The sequence below is a fragment of the Maritalea sp. genome (assembly GCF_047634455.1).
Classification (GTDB): Bacteria; Pseudomonadota; Alphaproteobacteria; order Rhizobiales; family Devosiaceae; genus Maritalea.
On sequence record NZ_JBLIAI010000013.1, the window covers coordinates 1 to 17595 of the forward strand.

Genomic DNA, 17595 nt, shown 5'->3' on the forward strand with positions numbered 1-17595 from the left:
TGAATTGAGAAAAGGTCTGGATTGGGTGCAAAATAGACTGATTTGAGGAGAGAAACGAAAGCGATTTTCATATCGGTGAGGCTTTTCGACGCTGAAGCAGCCTGTTTTGCATCCAACCCGATAGGCAGCATGTCAATTCGGCCCATTTCGCCTAAATCTGATTAAAATTGAACTGCTGTCCAGATCATTTCTCAATTCAGTCCAGACCCTAAGATGGACGTAAAAACGGAAACAAATTGTTCGTGGGCCTCATGGATTGGCCAAGGGCGGATAAGCTGGTCAAAACCGGGCAAATCAAAGCTCGCCATAGACGGCTCACCAAAAATCTTTCGCGCTTCACTAGACTCAAACCCGGCAAGGTTTACAGCCTCAAAATAGGCAGCTGCCTTGTCTGCCTTTTTGATCAGTTTGGTGGTGGCCACGGGTGCTTTGGCCGCGAGGGAAAACCGCACATGAATGGCGTTCAGCAACCGGTCTTCAAGGTCTTTATATTGCCCCCCCATCGCCGCTTTGAGCGGTGAGATGATGTCGCCCATCACATATTCAGGTGCGTCGTGCAAAAGCGCATAAAGTCTTCCGCTACCATCCAGATCAGGCTTTGCCGCCTGCGCCAAATGCATGACCAACACAGAATGTTGGGCGACAGAAAATGCATAATCGCCATTGGTTTGCCCGTTCCAGCGGGCAACCCGCGCCAGACCGTGTGCAATATCACCTAGTTCCACGTCAAGCGGTGAGGGGTCAAGAAGATCCAACCGACGACCAGACAACATCCGTTGCCAAGCTCGTTGAGGTGTACGTGCCATAATGTGTCCAGCGAAAGTTGCGTTCAAGAATCGCTAAAAAGCGTAGCTTGCCCATGAAGGTACGGCAAGCTTCACCGGCTGATCATTTATAGAACAGGCATCCGCATCCGTGACCTTATCTAGCCGTACCAAAGCGATACCAGTATTGCCAGCACTTGAGGTTACGCTGCCAACACTTTTCCCGGTGTGCAGGATGTTGTCGCCAGCCTTCAGGCCATCGCCTTGCACGGCAATGGGGCGTTTTCGCGCGGTGCCACGATGTTGCATGCGCGAGACAACCTCTTGCCCAATATAGCAGCCTTTTTTGAAGTCGACGCTGCCAAGCTCATCCATGCCGATATCATGGGGGAACAGGCTATTGGCATCAAAATCGCTATCCATTTCCATGATCGTGCTGCTGATCCGCGCTTGGTGGTAGTGAGCTTGGTTAGTTTCCCAACCAGATGCATCTGGCGCATAAAGGCGAAAACCCATGCCCGGACGCGCGTCTTCGACCGTCGCCGCATTTGCTGATTGTGACCATCCGACATTCAAATCTTGTCGCGGCGTAATCGTCACGTCTGCGCGCATTTTGTAAAGCCGCATACGTTTGCTGAAATTTTCAAGCTCGGCGGCCGGAATGTCGAGCAAAAAGCCGCCTTCGGTTTCTGATATCAGCCCTTCGACCAGCATCTTGCCTTGCGGCGCCAACAACGCAAACCAGTGTGCTTTGCCCTCTAAGGACCTTGACAGGTTACAGGTGAGCGTGTCGTGCAGCAGTTTTGGCGCGTCTGGCCCCGTAATCTGCACTGCGCTACGGTCCAACTTGATAATTTTCCCCATCAATCGCTCCGTTTGCCTTGCCCTTGATGCGGGCATCGCGTTAAACCCCATACAAGCAACCCATATCAGCTTCTTCAGGACGCACCAGCATGAATGCCATATTTGATACTATTTTTCTCAATGGAACTATTGCCAATCACAATGGCGTCACCAAAGCGGATGTGGGGGTCATAAGTGGCAAGATTGCTGAGATTGGCGATCTGAATGGCCGCGAGGCGATTGAAACGGTGGATTGCGCTGGGCTCCACATCCTACCAGGTGTTATCGATACGCAAGTGCATTTTCGTGAGCCCGGCAATGAGCACAAGGAAGACTTGGAATCAGGTTCCTTGGCCGCAATTATGGGTGGAGTGACGGGTGTTTTTGAAATGCCGAACACCAATCCGCTAACCATCGACAAAGCGACATTTGAGGACAAAATCGCACGCGCGACACATCGCATGCACTGCGATTTTGCTTTCTATATTGGCGGCACCCACGACAATGTGGAGCAATTGCCAATGCTGGAAAAGCTGCCCGGGTGCGCGGGCGTTAAAGTGTTTATGGGGTCGTCCACCGGTTCATTATTGGTTGAAGACGATGATGGTGTCGAAAAAATCCTTAGGGCTATTTCGCGCCGGGCGGCCTTTCACTCAGAAGATGAACCGCGTCTTGAAGCGCGCAAGCATTTGCAAGTTGCAGGCGACCCCAAAAGCCATCCGGTCTGGCGCGACGTGGAGGCTGCTGTAAAATGCACAAAACGCCTGTTGGCATTGTCAAAAAAGACCGGCAAACGCATCCACGTGCTGCACATCTCGACCGCTGACGAAATGGCACTTCTAGCGGAACACAAAGATTTGGCCAGCGTCGAAGTGACCCCGCATCACCTGACGTTGGATGAAACGTCGTACGACAAACTCGGCACCTATGTACAAATGAACCCACCAGTGCGTGATGCGCATCACCGTGCAGGCATTTGGGACGGTGTTGATGCCGGCATTGCCGACATTTTGGGCTCAGACCATGCGCCGCACACCAAAGAAGAAAAAGATCAACCTTATCCCAAGTCGCCTTCTGGCATGACTGGTGTTCAAACTCTGGTTCCGGTAATGCTTGACCATGTCAATAAGGGCAAAATGACACTCGAGCGTTTTGTCGATATGACCAGCCATGGCCCGAACCGTCTGTTCCAAATTGCGGGCAAGGGGCGAATTGCGGTTGGTTATGATGCTGACCTGACCATTGTTGACCTGAACCGCAAGCAGGTCATTGATAATGCCTGGATTGCGTCTAAACCGGGCTGGACGCCCTACGATGGCGTTGAAGTCACAGGCTGGCCGGTTGGCACCATATTGCGTGGTCACAAAGTAATGTGGGACGGGGAAATGCTTGCTGCGCATAAGGGCGAACCGATATTGTTCACCGAGTCGTTGGCGAATTAGGTGGCCCGGGTTAATCGCCTGCTACGAAATATCGCCACTCGCCATTTGCATCTATGCCAACGCGGAAGAAATACCAGCCACCAAAAAGTTGCATTTCTTCTAAGTCCTGATGGCTGATGATTTTGTAGACATCAATCAGTTCTGCGGGGCTGAGGTTTTCTAAATCGTTGGTTGCATAGGCGGGCCAAACATAGATTTCTGGCTCACCATTTTCTGCGGGCATGATTGAATAAGGTGCTTCCAACAATTCAATCATGATGGCCAATAGCTCGCGACCCTCACCATCATTGGATGATTGACGCAAGAATTCGATTGGGTCAGCTGGATCACCAAACGAAAGCACAGGCGGATTGGCTTGCCGTTTTATGATCGCGCGCAACAATTCGATGTCGCCAGTTTTGGCTGCCGCTATTAATTCATCGCGTGCGCTTAAAACTGCAGGCGGCAAATTGACGTCGTCACGATGAACCTCAAGGTTTTGGTAGCCTTGGCGTTCAGCGCGCTCTGGTGCTTCTGGCAAAATGATACGTTCATCATCGCCAAACTGCTCGCCGTCAACAGCATTGCCCGGTTCAGGATTTTCAACGGGTGATGTAGAATAGGCGAATGCCGACGAAGATAGCATTAAACTGAGCACAAAAGCGGCGAAACATTGCCGTAGGCGAAACATCTTTATCATCATGTGACCACCACCGTTTCCCCTTTCTGCATTCACCGATAGTTTGGCACAATGTTTGTCATTTGGGCAGTAATTATTGGATGGTCCGGTCAACCGTGTATTCGCCTTGAATGACTTTGTCCGGAATTCGCTTCATCAATTCTGAAATTGCGGTCTCGCCGTACAACTCGACAAGGGTAGCAAGCCCTGCAAACAGAGCTGCATGTGCCAACGCCTCAGTTTTCACTTCTTCGCCTTCAGCATTGCGCCACGCTTCTGCCAAATATTGCAGTGCGCGTTTACGTGCCTCGTCCTCGCGCTCAAAAAGCGCCTGACTGTTTTCGTGGTGAAACATAAATCGTTACTCCTGACAGCCGAGGTGTAACACGCAGTCTCGTGCAGGTAACTACAGAAATGATCAAAAGGTTAACATAGGCGGGAAAACTTTATTCAGCGAACCGTGAGTGAATGTTTTTGGCGATTGCAGCCCCCTCCACAACGAACCGTTCGATGGCCAATCGCGCATTTGGCGTGCAGCGAACATGCAGCCGATTGAAATCGGCATATCCGTCATTAAATGAAGCGGTTAGCCGCGCGCGTCGGTCATCATTTACTTCTTCAAGATCCATCAACTCGGCAAATTCGTCCCGCCAATTATTGCCCGACCCGACACATAGATCGTCAAGGTGATAAAGTGCACCCATAATTGTAGCAAACCGCTCCAAATCCTTCTGGTAGGGCGGGTCCACGGCATAAGCGTCAAACGCCGCGATCAAAACAATGATCGCAGCGAAAACCACACGTTTGAAGATTAAAAGTCCCACGATCCACCCTTACCAAATCCCACAAGCCTCTTGTGCCAGAGGAACAGGGCAATCTCAAGTCGTCAATTCTACTGGATAATTTCCAGCTCAGGCAAGAACGCACGCGCCGCAAATGCGAAAGTAATTTCGTGCACCACTGGGTTTCCATCCTTATCAACAACTTCAATATTGCCGACGTCGCGTCCATCTGAGATTTTCCCAGTATCAAGTGCCGAAGCTTGGCCCGCGCTCCAGCGGAATTCCAGACCGTCTTTTGTGAATACGCCGTCTTTGCTTAGTTTTGGCAAAGCAACAGCGAATGGATTGTCGCCTTGGACAAGAATTACGCGCACCATGCCATTAATATCTTCCGGCATTTCGCCACGGAACAAGAATGGTTGGAACGAACTATCATATCCAGCATATGGGTTACGGCCAAGCTGCGAGATGCGGCGTGGGTCGGGCAATAACATTTTTCCATTTGGGTATTCTTGCTTGAACAGATCAAGGCTCATCAAGCGTGAAGGATAGGCTTTTAGTTTTTTGCCCGCATGCACCCCCGCTAAGGCTTTTCCATCGAATTGCTGCCACCAGCTTTGGGTTGGCCTATCATACATAATCAGGTCAGAGTTCCGCAGTTTGCCCGATGTTCCAAATGTTACAGCCGTGTCGTCAATGCGTCGGTCAAACACGATTGATGTGTTGCATAATGGGCAAAATGTCACCGCAACGGGGACGCCGCCAACTTCGTCGTTGACGATTTCGTGCCACATCATGATGCGCAAGGGGTAGGCGCGTGCATCTCCATTAAGTTCAAAACCAATAACGGGCTCATTGCCCGGAATAATGATGTTGTTTGATGCGTTCTCAAACTGCGGTTCGTCAATCGAGGGAATATTGTCACGTCCAATAACGTCCGTCACATCCCAAAAAGGTATGGTTGCGCGAGAAAAATCTGTTGACCACCCTTCAGCAATCCAACGCCCAGGCGTTTCTTGCGCTTCATAAAGATTTGTATCTTGCGCCAAAGCTGAGTTGATACCAAAGCCACCAGCACTTATGGCCATGACCGCTAAAATACGTGCAAATCGTCCAATTAACATAGTTGCCTCCCGATTTCTGGCATGGTGCAATAATATGGCACCGGCCACAATTCAAGCATGGTAACTGTTGTGTGATGAATGAGTGCGAGGCGCTTACTTTGCCTGCAAAAGCGCCGCCCATGCAGCCTTCACAGAAACATCCAAATTGGGGGTTGTGTGACAACGATGGATGTCATCAATGCCGATCACAGCGGTAGCAGAAGCATCATCTAGCGCAACGGCGTGATCAATATCCGCGTAGCCAGCAAAAACATGCAGCTCATGGCGGGGAACATCAAAACTGAGTGTATGAACGAATTGCAATTGCTCAGCGACCAGATTTGTCTCTTCAAGCAATTCGCGCCGAATGGCGTCAATCAGCTCTTCACCGGGCTCAACGCGCCCGCCCGGCAAACTCCAAAGGCCCTTATATGGCGGGTTCGAGCGTTCAATCAGCAAAACTCGATCCCCATCAAATAGGGCAGCACTTACAACGAGTGTGGGGTCGCCGGATGTCGGGCTCATAGCGGGGGTAGTCGCCTCTTCACTGGTGATGCTTTGACAATCGAGGTGTTAGTTTGGGCGTGTTCGGAGATTCTATCAAGGATCAAATCCAACTGCTCAATCGATTTCAGATAGAGCTTGCACACAAAACAGTCGTCGCCGGTCACCTTATCACACTCCACAATTTCTGCAGTATCGACAATAAGTTTTTGTACCATTTGCAGTTTGCCCGGCATCGGGTTGATCCGCACAACGGCGCGCAAAGGATATCCAAGCTGGCTGTGGTCCACACGCAAAGTGTAGCCGCCAATCACCCCGCGTTCCTCTAGGCGTTTCAAACGTTCCGATGTGCTGGGCGACGACAATCCAACTGCTGCGGAAAGTGCTTTCAGCGGCGTCTTTGAGTCGGCATGTAAGATTTCAATGATTGTTCTGTCTATTTTATCCATTTAGGCGTTCCGGCTCATTTGCATGATATTGTGAGGTGAAGCGTTAGTTATTCCTAACGCGGCCCATTCTCAAGCTCAATGCGTCGAATTATTGTGGAGCCAACAAAAGGAAAATGCAAATGAAAAGCTCTACTCTTGGTGTCATCGAAATGATCGCCGCCATGTTGATTTCTGGCACCATCGGCTATTTTGTCGTTGTCTCAGAATTACCCATCCTAAACGTGGTTTGGTTTCGTAGTCTTTTGGGCGCGGGAACGTTGTTGGTTATCTGCTGGATGCTCGGTTTTCTCAAACGCGAAAACTTCACGAAACGCGTTCTCATTTTGGGCGGGATCAGCGGTGTCACCGTGGTGACCAACTGGGTGCTGCTGTTTTCAGCTTTTTCCAAAGCGTCAATCACAATTGCCACGGTCACATATCATACGCAGCCCTTCATGCTGGTTGCATTGGGCGCAATTTTTCTGTCGGAAAAGGTTACGCTTAGCAAGCTGATGTGGCTAGCGGTCGCATTTGTTGGCATGATCTTTGTTGTAACGGCGCGGATGGGCGGTGAAGCCGGAGGAACGGATTATCTGCTGGGCGTCGCTATGTCGCTTGGTGCAGCTTTTCTATATGCGGTAACGGTCATTTTGGTAAAACAACTCAAAGGCACACCACCGCATCTGGTCGCATTGATGCATGTAACTGTTGGTTCAATTGTGCTCGCACCGTTGGCCAACTGGGCCATTCAGCCTGAAACAGCAACCCAATGGACCAGCGTGCTCGCCCTAGGGATTTTGTGCACCACCATCATGTACATCATCATGTATGACGCGTTTCAAAAACTAACGACTTCGCTTACCGGCGCACTGTCGTTCGTTTATCCAGTGGCCGCCATCGCGGTGGATTATTTCGCCTTTGATCGGCAACTTACAGCGGGTCAATGGATTGGCTCAGCTGCGATTTTGTTTGCCGCATGTGCGATGACGTTGGGGTGGAAATTGCCGCGATTTAAGTCAGTTACCAATGCGAGTTGATCGCGAATCTGATTAATCTCCAGAATGAAACAATTTATCTCAGCAATTTGCTTGGTCGTGCCAGATTACGACCAAGCTATCGATTTTTATGTAAACTGTCTCGGTTTTACGCTCGTCGAAGACACCCAGATGTCTCCCACGAAGCGTTGGGTGACTGTTGCGCCGCCAGGAAGCAAAGAAACCAAATTGCTGCTCGCAAAAGCAGACGGTAGCGATCAAGCTGCGTCGATTGGAACTCAAGCAGGAGGCCGAGTGTTTTTGTTTCTAAACACCGACGACTTTCAGCGCGATTTTGTCAAAATGGAGCAAGCTGGTGTCATCTTTTTGGAAAGCCCGCGCCATGAGGCTTATGGTTCAGTTGTGGTTTTTCAAGACCCATTTGGCAACAAATGGGATTTGATTGAGCCCAAACCCCAATAGCACGCTTGAAATTGCGCTTTGTCTGGCGCAGCATAGTTGAAACCAGCCGAGTGAGAAACATGTGCGGACGACTGGATCTCAACGACACGCGCGTTGAAATCAATAGAGTGTTTAAGACCAAGGGCGGCATTCCTTTTCCGCCACGCTACAATATTGCGCCAACTCAGCCCGTGCTCACTATCGTAAACATGCCCGCAGGCCGTGATGGCGTTCTGATGCGATGGGGACTTGTGCCGCATTGGGTGAAAGACCCGCGTGAGTTTTCAGTTTTGATCAATGCACGGGTTGAAACGATCATGGAAAAACCTGCGTTTAAGTCTTCGATCAAAAACCAACGCTGCGTCATTCCCGCCAGTGGATATTACGAGTGGTTGCGCGAAGGCGGCGAGAAGCAGCCGTTCCATATCTCCAAGAGCGACGGTCAATTACTGTCGCTTGCAGGGATTTTCTCGACTTGGGAAGGGCCAAATGGCGAAGAAATTGACTCGATGGCAATTTTGACCCAAGAGGCGACGGGAGCGCTGGCCAAAATCCACCACCGGACGCCGGTGCATTTGGATGAAGAGCAAACTGACCTCTGGCTAGACACCAAATCTGTGACCGCAAAAGAAGCCCTAAAACTTGTGCGGCCGCTCGACAAAGTGGGGATGAAAACCTATCCGGTCTCAAAACAAGTCAACAATGCGCGCAACGAAGGCGAAGAGCTGATCAAACCGATCACGCTGGTCCCGAAAGGCGAAAAAGCGGATAGCGGCCCCGAAACGCCTAAGCCCAAACCCAAGCCATCAAATGGCCAAATGGATTTGTTCTAGGGTCTGAACTCAATTGAGAAATGATCTGGACAGCAGTTCAAATTTGATCAGATTTAGGCGAAATGGGCCGAATTGACTTGCTGTCAATGAGGATATTTCAACGACAAACTGGCAAAATTGAATGCTGCCTTTCGGGTTGGGTGCAAAACAGGCTGCTTCAGCGTCGAAAAGCCTCACCGATATGAAAATCGCTTTCGTTTCTCTCCTCAAATCAGTCTATTTTACATCCAATCCAGACCTTTTCTCAATTGAGTCCAGGCCCTAGCCGCGCCGCACCAACATTTTGCCGGGGTTGAGGATGCCTTTGGGATCAAGTGCTTGCTTGATCGAATACATCATTTCGAGCGCCACTGGGTCTTTCTTGCGTTGCAACATTGGCGCTTTCATTTGGCCAATGCCGTGTTCGGCAGAAATTGAACCTTTTAGATCATCAACAATTTCATACACCGCTTCATGTAGCGCTGCCGAATGGCCGCGTATTTCGCCCTTTGGCATGTCGATTGGTGCCAAGAAGTCGTAATGGATATTACCATCGCCCATATGACCAAAAGCGAACGAGCGGATGCCCGGAATGGTTTTTTCAGCGGCAATATCACACCGCTCGATGAGTTGAGGCACGTCTTTGACCGCGACCGAGACATCATGTTTGATGCCATCGGCTTCGCGCGTTTGACACTCAGCATAGTTTTCACGCATCAACCACATCATTTTGCGGTCGGCAATTGAGCTACACACTGACGCGTCGCTGATCAGTTCAGCTTCAAATAAGGCTTCAAGTGTTGCCATCAACGCACCGGGTTCTTCGCCGTCAAACAATGAGAATTCCATCAAAATATGCCAAGGCGCTGCGCTGGCGCGGGGGTCGCGTTCCGCAAGCCCATGTTTCAACTGCAAGTCAATGCCAAGCGTGGGCAGCAGTTCAAATGAGGTAACCTTGTTGCCGGACTTCCGCCGCACCATTTCCAAAACGTCGACCCCAGCTTGCGGGTTCTCAATGTTCAAAAGGGCAGTCTCATAGGTTGTGGGGCGCGGAAATAACTTGAGTGACGCCGCCGTGATGATGCCAAGTGTGCCCTCTGCGCCAACCAGCAAGTCTTTGAGGTCGTAGCCTGTATTGTCTTTGCGCAATTTCGATAAGCCATTGTAAAGCCGACCGTCCGCAAGCACCGCTTCAACGCCCAAGCAAAGGTCGCGCGAATTGCCATAGGCCAAAACCGCGGTGCCGCCCGCGTTTGTTGAAAGGATGCCGCCAATTTGGCACGAACCTTCAGAACCCAAAGATAAAGGGAACAATCGATTTTGTTTCTCCGCGATTTGTTGCGCCTCAAGAACTGTCGTGCCAGCTTCAACCACCATCACGTTCGTCGCCGCATCCACGTCACGTATAGCTTTGAGCTTTTTCAGTGAAAGGATGACCTCGCCACCTTCAATAGGCACTTGACCACCGACAAGTCCTGTGTTGCCGCCCTGCGGGATAATAGCGACGCCATTTTTGTTCGCCCAAACCATTACTTTTTGCACGTCTACGACACTCGTCGGTGTGACGACGAGCGAAGGAGCCACATGATAAAGCCGTCGCGGTTCATCGGTGAAAGGCGCCATTGATGCTGATTCGGCGATGACATTCTGCGCCCCGAGCAATTCGGTGAGGGCTTCAAGCATTGCATTTGGTGCGGTCATGGGAAATCTTCTGCATCTTTCGGGGGAACATTCGTTTGGAAAACTTGCCCGTTTCGCCTGCCTGTGTCAAAACCCAAATCAAGATTATTTATTTTCGGAGTGCAATTATGACTGACGGCAACCTGATGCAAGGCAAACGCGGTGTAATCATGGGCGTAGCGAACAATCGCTCAATCGCATGGGGCATCGCAAAAGCTGCAGCCAGCCAAGGCGCTGAGTTGGCCTTCACCTATCAAGGCGAAGCGCTTAAACGCCGTGTTGACCCGCTTGCGGCCGAAGTTGGTTCTGATTTGGTTGTCGAGTGCGACGTCACAAACCCGGAAGCGCTCGATAAAGCATTTGCAGATATCGAAGCAAAATGGGGCAAGATCGACTTTTTGGTGCATGCGATTGCATTCGCCGATAAATCCGCACTTGAAGGCCGCTACATCGATACCACAGTTGAGCAATTCAAACACTCCATGGAAATCTCAGCCTTCTCATTGGTTGCCGTCGCCAAACGCGCTTACGGCCTGATGAAAGATGGCGGCTCAATTCTGACACTGTCCTATTATGGCGCTGAAAAAGTTATTCCGAACTATAATCTAATGGGCGTAGCTAAAGCGGCTTTGGAAGCGTCAGTTCGCTACCTTGCCGCAGACCTTGGCCCTGAAGGCATTCGGGTAAACGGCATATCTGCTGGCGCGATCAAAACCCTTGCCGCATCTGGCATTGGCGATTTCCGCAAAATGCTCGCCTATGGCGAAGCCAATTCTCCCTTGCGTCGCAACGTGTCAACAGATGAAGTTGGCAATGCGGGCATGTATTTACTGTCTGACCTGTCGTCAGGTGTAACTGGTGAAATTCATTATGTGGATAGCGGTTACAACATCATGGGCATGTCAGTTTTGAAAAAAGAAGACTAATCTTGGGGGCTGCCCAACCGGGCAGCTACTCCCTTAGAATTATTGGTGTTTTATGCCCAGCGACCAGTGGCCTCTTCTCTATTTTATTCGGCACGGCCAGACGGATTGGAACAAAGAACAACGTTTCCAAGGGCAGCGCGATATTCCGTTGAACGATTTTGGCCGCGCTCAGGCGGTGCAAAATGGCAAAACACTGTGCGCCGCGCTTAAAGATCAGGGAACAGACCCGGTGTCGCTGGATTGGTATGCTTCTCCCCTTGGGCGCACCAAAGAAACCATGCAGCTCGTGCGATCTCAATTCGACAACGATTTGCCGTCAGTTACCTATGATGAACGGCTGAAAGAAATATCATTCGGCATTCTTGAAGGCGCGCTGCTTTCTGAAATGGCCAAGGATTTTCCAAATGAATTTGCAGCGCGCAACAAGTCTAAATGGGACCATTTGCCGCCAGAGGGTGAAAATTACGAAATGCTCATAGCGCGGCTCTCAGCGTTTGGCGCGCAATTGACGAAGCCATCCGTCGTTGTGTCGCATGGCGGTGTGGCGCGGGCGCTGCGGCATTATTTAGCCGGCACCGCGCGTGCCGAATTAGACAATTGGCCCGCACCGCAAGACAAAGTCATGCAATTCTGTGGCGGCAAGTTCGAACAGTTTGGCGGATAATTGCTTCAACTTAGGTTGAACGGCCCTGAGCGAAGTGCGCTTGACCAAATGTCAGACGCCACCTAGAACAAACGCTCCTAAGCAAACATCAAAATTCGGGCGCTCAATGTCACATAACTCATTCGGCCATCTGTTTCGGTTTACCACATGGGGCGAGAGTCACGGGCCTGCACTTGGTGTGGTGATTGACGGGTGTCCTGCTGGCTTGGCCATCGACGTTAAAACCATCCAGCGTGACCTTGATCGTCGTAAGCCGGGCCAATCGAAATATACGACCCAGCGCCGCGAAGCAGACGAAGTGAAAATCTTGTCTGGTGTGTTTGAAGATGACCGCACCAATGGTCAACGCACCACCGGAACGCCGATTTCCCTAATGATCGAAAACACCGATCAGCGCTCTAAAGACTATGGTGATATCCGCGATAAATATCGCCCGGGCCATGCGGACTTCACCTATCACCAAAAATACGGCATCCGCGATTATCGTGGTGGCGGGCGTTCATCAGCGCGCGAAACAGCAGCGCGGGTTGCCGCAGGGGCTGTTGCCAAGCTGGTTGTGCCGGACATCAAAATCCGCGCATCTTTGGTGCAAGTCGGACCACACAAAATCAACTATTCCCGCTTTGATTGGGACGAAGTGAACAACAATCCATTCTTTTGCGCCGATCCGGTGGCGGCAATTGAGTGGGCGGCATATCTTGATGGCATCCGCAAAGATGGCTCGTCTGTTGGGGCAGTGATTGAAGTGGTGGCTGAAAATGTGCCCGTTGGCCTCGGCGCGCCTGTTTACGGCAAGCTTGACCAAGACCTCGCATCTGCCATGATGTCGATAAATGCGGTCAAAGCAGTAGAAATTGGTGCTGGTTTTGAAGCCGCAGAACTGACAGGCGTTGAAAACGCCGATCAGATGCGGGCAGGGCAAGAACGGCCTTACTTCCTCTCCAATCATGCGGGCGGCATTCTTGGGGGCATCTCGAATGGAGACCCGGTTGTCGTGCGTTTTGCGGTGAAACCGACATCATCAATTCTGGTGTCGCGCCAAACCGTTGACGAAAAAAATCAAAACGCTGACATCATCACCAAAGGCCGCCATGACCCATGTGTGGGCATTCGCGCCGTGCCGGTTGGTGAAGCAATGATGGCGCTGGTGCTGGCAGATCATTTGCTGCGTCATCGCGCCCAAACAGGCAGAGAAGGTGGCATTGGCCATGAATGAGTTAGATCAACGAGTTGAAGCAGCCATAGCGGCAATCGCGGCGGGCGAAATGGTTGTGGTCACTGACGACGATGACCGCGAGAACGAAGGCGATTTGGTGATGGCGGCTGCGGCCGCAACGCCAGAGAAAATGGCCTTCATTATTCGCAATACTTGCGGCATTGTTTGTGCGCCAGTGACACCTGATATCGCACAAAAACTGCATCTTGACCCTATGGTTGCCAGCAATAATGCGCCGCTTGGCACCGCCTTCACCATTACAGTTGACGTGAAACACGGCACGACCACGGGCATTTCAGCAGAAGATCGCACCGCGACAGTTCGCGCCTTGGCAAATGATAATATGGGCGCCAACGACTTCGCGCGTCCCGGCCATGTGTTTCCGTTGGTTGCCAAAAAGGGCGGGGTGCTGTTGCGTTCGGGCCATACGGAAGCTGCGGTTGATCTTTGCCGTTTGGCCAACCAACCAGAAGTTGGCGTGATCTGTGAATTGGTCAATGACGATGGCACGGTAAAACGTGGCGATCAGGTAAAAGCCTTCGCAGACGAGCACAAATTGGTGCTTGTTTCTGTTGCCGATCTGATTGCATATCGCCAGCGCCGCGAGAAAATCGTCATCCGCATGGCGACGTTTCCAATGGACACAATTGCTGGACGTGCCACCGCCTATGCTTACCGCACGCCGTTTGACAGGGTCGAACATTTGGCCGTTGTATTTGGGGACATTGATACAGGCGAAGATATTCCAGTGCGCTTCCAGCGCGAGAATATTCTGACCGATGTTTTTGGTGACAGTGAAGCACTGAACGGTGCAATCAAAGAACTGGCCGAAGGCGACAACGGCATCCTTGTTTATCTGCGCGAGGGCTCAACCGGTGTCGCTGCGTCATCTGCCAAACATCAGCGCGAAGATGAAGATCATATTAGCGCGCTTGATCGGGAAGAAGAGTGGCGCGAAATCGGCCTTGGGGCTCAGATTCTGAAGGATTTGGGCGTGCGTTCAATCAAGCTTCAAGCCACCAAAAACCGGCACTATGTGGGCCTAGATGGTTTTGGTTTGAAGATTTCGGAAATCAATATAAGTGACTAGGGTCTGGACTGAATTGAGAAAAGGTCTGGATTGGGTGCAAAATAGACTGATTTGAGGAGAGAAACGAAAGCGATTTTCACATCGGTGAGGCTTTTCGACGCTGAAGCAGCCTGTTTTGCATCCAACCCGAAAGGCAGCATTCAATTTTGCCAGTTTGTCGTTGAAATATCCTCATTGACAGCAAGTCAATTCGGCCGATTTCGCCTAAATCTGATCAAAATTGAACTGCTGTCCAGATCATTGCTCAATTGAGTTCAGACCCTAGTTTGAATCACTAATTTCTAGTTGTTCAATCTGAATCTCAAGTTGAGCGTTAAAAGCTAGCGTTTTGAAAAGACTCGCAAAAATTCTTGGTTGCCGTCAGCGCCTGTAATGGGCGATGGGAGCATCAATTTGTCTTGCCAACCTTGTTCTTCCATGAAGGTTTTAAGAGTTTCTAGTGCGGCATCAATCGCGCTTTGATCAGTGACAATACCACCTTTTCCCACATGCTCGCGCCCAACTTCAAACTGAGGTTTGAACAATAAGATAGCGTCAGCACCAGAGCGACAAAGCGCTAATGGTGCTGCCAATACTTTCACCAACGACACAAAGCTGATGTCACAAACAACTAAGTCGATTGGGTCCGGGATCAATTCAGAAGTGAGCGCGGTCGCATTGGTTTTGTCGAGTTGGATCACCCGATGATCAGATGCGATTCGTTGATCAAGCTGACTGTGCCCAACATCCACCGCAAAGATCTTTGCAGCGCCATGTTCTAACAATACCTGCGTAAATCCGCCAGTCGATGCGCCAAGGTCCAAACAGATTTTGCCTGCAGCATTGATGCCAGAAGCGTCCAAACCAGCCTTAAGTTTTAGAGCAGATCGAGAAACATATTCACCAGCCGGGTCGTCGACGGAGATTTGCATTTGAGCGGTGACGCGAAAGCCCGGCTTGGTGACCACATTGCCGTCGACCGTGACCGTGCCGCGCACTATCGCATCACGTGCCCGGGCGCGCGAACGGCAAAGTCCGCGTTTCTCCAATGCAACATCAAGCCGATGCGGTGCACTAACCATTACTGTCCATCAATCGTTTGAGTTTGGCCACGGCGTTGTCTTTGGCTTCGCCAAACCCGATTGTGCCAAACAAATCGCCGCTCTTATCCAGCAGGAACAACGTGGCCGTGTGATTGACCAGATATTCCGAAGCGCCTTCGCTTTTTACGTTTTCAGAGTAAATACCAAACGCCTTTTTGATGTGGTCAACTTGTGCTTGCGTGCCAGTCAGTCCAATCAAATCATCACCAAAGGACGTGAGATATGATGCCAATAGTTCTGGCGTATCGCGCGCTGGATCAACAGAAACGAAAACGATCTGTATATCGTCCCCGGTCAAGCCAAGTTCTGTACGCCATGTGGTGCTTTCATATAGCGTTGTTGGGCAAACATCTGGGCAAAAAGTATAGCCAAAAAACAACATGGTCGGTTTGCCAACGAAGTCGGCTTCAGTGAATTCGCCACCCGTCGCGCGTTGCATGGTGAAGTCGCCACCAAAACGCACCGCCTGCGGTCTTTTTGGTTGGTTCTGCGGATAAATAGCAAACAGCGTGAAAGTAATACCGGCGATGACCACAAGTCCCCAAAGGACCAAACGAACGCGTGCGAGTGACATATTCTACCTCAGATAAAGAATTTTGGCACAATCTATGCCGATCAGATGAGCTTGCCGATGCGACCAAAGCGCCAAACACATCACAAATTATTCACCAGCCAAAACCATGGTTTTGATTTTGTTCGCTTTTTCAAAGTGATCAAGTTTGTGCGTCGATATCCACCATGTCGCGGCTTCCATTAAAAGCTCGGCATCATCGTTTTTATTCTTAAAGAACGCATAGAATGACAGGCCAACGCCTTCACCCTTCTGCGCAATCTTTGCGTCACAAACCTCGATAACTTTGGCTCTTAGACTGCTGCGCACCGCTATTCGTCCAGCGGCGCAGTGCCCGTCGGGTTGCCATCGCGATCAAGGGTGATTTTTTCGATCCGTGCTTCCGCTTTGCGCAACAGATTTTCGCAATGGGCTTTGAGTAAGCCACCCCGTTCATAAATGTCGATGGATTCTTGCAAAGGGGCTTGGCCGCCTTCAAGTTTGCCGACAATCTGTTCCAGCTCTGTCAGTGCCGCTTCAAAACTTAGTGCTTCTATGACTGCTTTTTGGTCTTCGCTCACCCAAAATGCTCCTCTTGGTCAAATCTTATATGATCAATGGCCGGGCCACTTACCCCATGTGCCAGCATCGACAAATGCGCCGCAACACCTTGGCCTAATCCGTCAAGATCATATCCGCCTTCTAAAAGTGATATGATTCGATCATCGCAACGCTTGCCTGCAATGTCCATCAATTTGCCCGTGATCCACGCAAAATCGTTGGGAACCCAATTTAGGCCAGCAAGCGGGTCGCGATAGTCAGCGTCAAATCCAGCGGAAACCAAAATAATGTCCGGGTTGAAATTGTTGATGGCGGGAAGAATGACCTCTTTATAGGCCTGTTTCATATCCGTGCCATCGGTGCCCTCACGCAGCGGCGCGTTGAAAATATTGCCCGCGCCGGTTTCGTTTTTTGCGCCAGTGCCGGGGAAAAGTGGCATCTGATGAGTAGAAGCGTAAAGCACGTTCTTGTCATGATAGAATATGTCCTGCGTGCCATTGCCGTGATGCACATCAAAATCAACGATGGCGATCCGTTCTAAGCCTTTTTGCTGGGCAATGCGGGCCACAATAGCGATTGTATTGACGAGACAAAAGCCCATTGGTGCTTCGCGCTCAGCATGGTGGCCGGGCGGTCGAATGGCACAAAATGCATTCTGATTACGCTCGGCCAAAACTTCGTCCAGCGCATCAAGTCCTGCGCCCATAGCGGTCATCACAGCGCCCAAAGATTCTTTGGAAATATAGGTGTCGCCATCGATTTGCGACATGCCTTCAACCGGGCGCAATGTTTTGAGCTGATCAATATAGGCCTTGGGGTGAACTTCCAACGCAAACTCAAGCCCAGCACACGCTGCTTCTTTTCGGTCTATGTCTGCAAATTGCGGGAGTGCAAATACCTTGTTCAAACGCCGTAATCTGTCCGCGCTTTCGGGGTGCCCGGGCGGCGTTACATGTTCCAAACCGTGCGGTTGCGTGATCAAAAGGCTCGACATTTATTTCCCTAACATTGCGCGCCAAACCATTATGATCCTTGACGCGGCGCACTTCAATTG

The 17595-nt window shown here is 50.8% G+C and carries 22 protein-coding genes; 8 read left to right on the forward strand and 14 right to left on the reverse strand.

The features are described from left to right. Positions 1-191: 191 nt before the first annotated feature. Together ACJAZW_RS05495 and ACJAZW_RS05500 are read right to left on the reverse strand one after the other, a co-directional pair. Positions 192-806, reverse strand: coding sequence for a hydrolase (locus ACJAZW_RS05495; RefSeq protein ID WP_415155875.1), 615 nt, complete (start codon positions 804-806; stop codon positions 192-194). Between the two features lie 33 nt (positions 807-839). Then, entirely contained in the window at positions 840-1628 is a 789-nt protein-coding gene (locus tag ACJAZW_RS05500; protein WP_415155876.1) for a YgfZ/GcvT domain-containing protein, read from the reverse strand. 89 nt (positions 1629-1717) lie between these two features. Between ACJAZW_RS05500 and ACJAZW_RS05505 the strand changes: the two genes are divergently transcribed. Continuing rightward, on the forward strand, positions 1718-3049 hold the full coding sequence (locus ACJAZW_RS05505) for a dihydroorotase (protein WP_415155877.1): 1332 nt from the start codon (positions 1718-1720) through the stop codon (positions 3047-3049). Between the two features lie 10 nt (positions 3050-3059). Here the strand turns inward: ACJAZW_RS05505 and ACJAZW_RS05510 are convergent, their stop codons facing one another. The 6 genes from ACJAZW_RS05510 to ACJAZW_RS05535 form a co-directional block, all read right to left on the reverse strand. Beyond that, a complete protein-coding gene (locus ACJAZW_RS05510; protein ID WP_415155878.1) occupies positions 3060-3731 on the reverse strand; it encodes a hypothetical protein in 672 nt (223 codons plus the stop codon). Between the two features lie 70 nt (positions 3732-3801). Further along, a complete protein-coding gene (locus tag ACJAZW_RS05515; protein WP_415155879.1) occupies positions 3802-4062 on the reverse strand; it encodes a hypothetical protein in 261 nt (86 codons plus the stop codon). Positions 4063-4153: 91 nt separating this feature from the next. Continuing rightward, positions 4154-4531, reverse strand: coding sequence for a TIGR02301 family protein (locus tag ACJAZW_RS05520; RefSeq protein WP_415155880.1), 378 nt, complete (start codon positions 4529-4531; stop codon positions 4154-4156). Positions 4532-4599: 68 nt separating this feature from the next. Next, the gene (locus tag ACJAZW_RS05525) at positions 4600-5613 is read right to left on the reverse strand and encodes a DUF3179 domain-containing protein (protein ID WP_415155881.1); all 1014 of its coding nucleotides are present in this window, start codon (positions 5611-5613) and stop codon (positions 4600-4602) included. Between the two features lie 93 nt (positions 5614-5706). Beyond that, positions 5707-6117, reverse strand: coding sequence for an NUDIX domain-containing protein (locus tag ACJAZW_RS05530; protein ID WP_415155882.1), 411 nt, complete (start codon positions 6115-6117; stop codon positions 5707-5709). Further along, entirely contained in the window at positions 6114-6545 is a 432-nt protein-coding gene (locus ACJAZW_RS05535; RefSeq protein ID WP_415155883.1) for an Lrp/AsnC family transcriptional regulator, read from the reverse strand. Before ACJAZW_RS05535 ends, ACJAZW_RS05530 begins: the two co-directional genes overlap by 4 nt. A gap of 119 nt (positions 6546-6664) precedes the next feature. On the opposite strand from ACJAZW_RS05535, the gene ACJAZW_RS05540 reads away from it, so the two are divergent. The 3 genes from ACJAZW_RS05540 to ACJAZW_RS05550 are packed head-to-tail and all read left to right on the forward strand — an operon-like array spanning position 6665 to position 8793. Further along, the gene (locus ACJAZW_RS05540) at positions 6665-7561 is read left to right on the forward strand and encodes a DMT family transporter (RefSeq protein ID WP_415155884.1); all 897 of its coding nucleotides are present in this window, start codon (positions 6665-6667) and stop codon (positions 7559-7561) included. 24 nt (positions 7562-7585) lie between these two features. Beyond that, positions 7586-7981 carry a VOC family protein gene (locus ACJAZW_RS05545; protein ID WP_415155885.1) on the forward strand — a complete coding sequence of 132 codons (396 nt, stop codon included), beginning with the start codon at positions 7586-7588 and terminating at the stop codon, positions 7979-7981. 59 nt (positions 7982-8040) lie between these two features. Next, positions 8041-8793, forward strand: a complete 753-nt coding sequence (locus ACJAZW_RS05550) for an SOS response-associated peptidase (protein WP_415155886.1) — start codon at positions 8041-8043, stop codon at positions 8791-8793. Between the two features lie 261 nt (positions 8794-9054). On the opposite strand, the gene ACJAZW_RS05555 is transcribed toward ACJAZW_RS05550, so the two are convergent. Next, positions 9055-10473, reverse strand: a complete 1419-nt coding sequence (locus tag ACJAZW_RS05555; protein ID WP_415155887.1) for an FAD-binding oxidoreductase — start codon at positions 10471-10473, stop codon at positions 9055-9057. A gap of 107 nt (positions 10474-10580) precedes the next feature. Here ACJAZW_RS05555 and ACJAZW_RS05560 point away from each other — a divergent pair, with 107 nt between their 5' ends. The 4 genes from ACJAZW_RS05560 to ribB all read left to right on the forward strand — a co-directional run bounded on the left by ACJAZW_RS05560 (position 10581) and on the right by ribB (position 14348). Continuing rightward, the gene (locus ACJAZW_RS05560) at positions 10581-11378 is read left to right on the forward strand and encodes an enoyl-ACP reductase (RefSeq protein WP_415155888.1); all 798 of its coding nucleotides are present in this window, start codon (positions 10581-10583) and stop codon (positions 11376-11378) included. Between the two features lie 52 nt (positions 11379-11430). Further along, positions 11431-12042 carry a histidine phosphatase family protein gene (locus tag ACJAZW_RS05565; protein ID WP_415155889.1) on the forward strand — a complete coding sequence of 204 codons (612 nt, stop codon included), beginning with the start codon at positions 11431-11433 and terminating at the stop codon, positions 12040-12042. Positions 12043-12148: 106 nt separating this feature from the next. Beyond that, entirely contained in the window at positions 12149-13258 is a 1110-nt protein-coding gene (aroC, locus tag ACJAZW_RS05570) for a chorismate synthase (RefSeq protein ID WP_415155891.1), read from the forward strand. Next, positions 13251-14348: a 3,4-dihydroxy-2-butanone-4-phosphate synthase gene (gene ribB / locus ACJAZW_RS05575; protein ID WP_415155893.1), complete on the forward strand. Its 1098-nt coding sequence runs from the start codon at positions 13251-13253 to the stop codon at positions 14346-14348. Before aroC ends, ribB begins: the two co-directional genes overlap by 8 nt. 320 nt (positions 14349-14668) lie before the next feature. Here the strand turns inward: ribB and ACJAZW_RS05580 are convergent, their stop codons facing one another. The 5 genes from ACJAZW_RS05580 to ACJAZW_RS05600 all read right to left on the reverse strand — a co-directional run bounded on the left by ACJAZW_RS05580 (position 14669) and on the right by ACJAZW_RS05600 (position 17535). Next, on the reverse strand, positions 14669-15409 hold the full coding sequence (locus ACJAZW_RS05580; RefSeq protein WP_415155895.1) for a TlyA family RNA methyltransferase: 741 nt from the start codon (positions 15407-15409) through the stop codon (positions 14669-14671). After that, a complete protein-coding gene (locus ACJAZW_RS05585) occupies positions 15402-16004 on the reverse strand; it encodes an SCO family protein (RefSeq protein ID WP_415155897.1) in 603 nt (200 codons plus the stop codon). The genes ACJAZW_RS05580 and ACJAZW_RS05585 overlap by 8 nt, the downstream gene beginning before the upstream one ends. An 87-nt stretch (positions 16005-16091) precedes the next feature. Beyond that, positions 16092-16310, reverse strand: coding sequence for a DUF6500 family protein (locus ACJAZW_RS05590; protein WP_415155899.1), 219 nt, complete (start codon positions 16308-16310; stop codon positions 16092-16094). A 2-nt stretch (positions 16311-16312) separates the two neighbouring features. Continuing rightward, positions 16313-16561 carry an exodeoxyribonuclease VII small subunit gene (locus ACJAZW_RS05595; RefSeq protein WP_415155901.1) on the reverse strand — a complete coding sequence of 83 codons (249 nt, stop codon included), beginning with the start codon at positions 16559-16561 and terminating at the stop codon, positions 16313-16315. Beyond that, entirely contained in the window at positions 16558-17535 is a 978-nt protein-coding gene (locus ACJAZW_RS05600; RefSeq protein WP_415155903.1) for a histone deacetylase family protein, read from the reverse strand. The genes ACJAZW_RS05595 and ACJAZW_RS05600 overlap by 4 nt, the downstream gene beginning before the upstream one ends. Positions 17536-17595 lie beyond the last annotated feature (60 nt).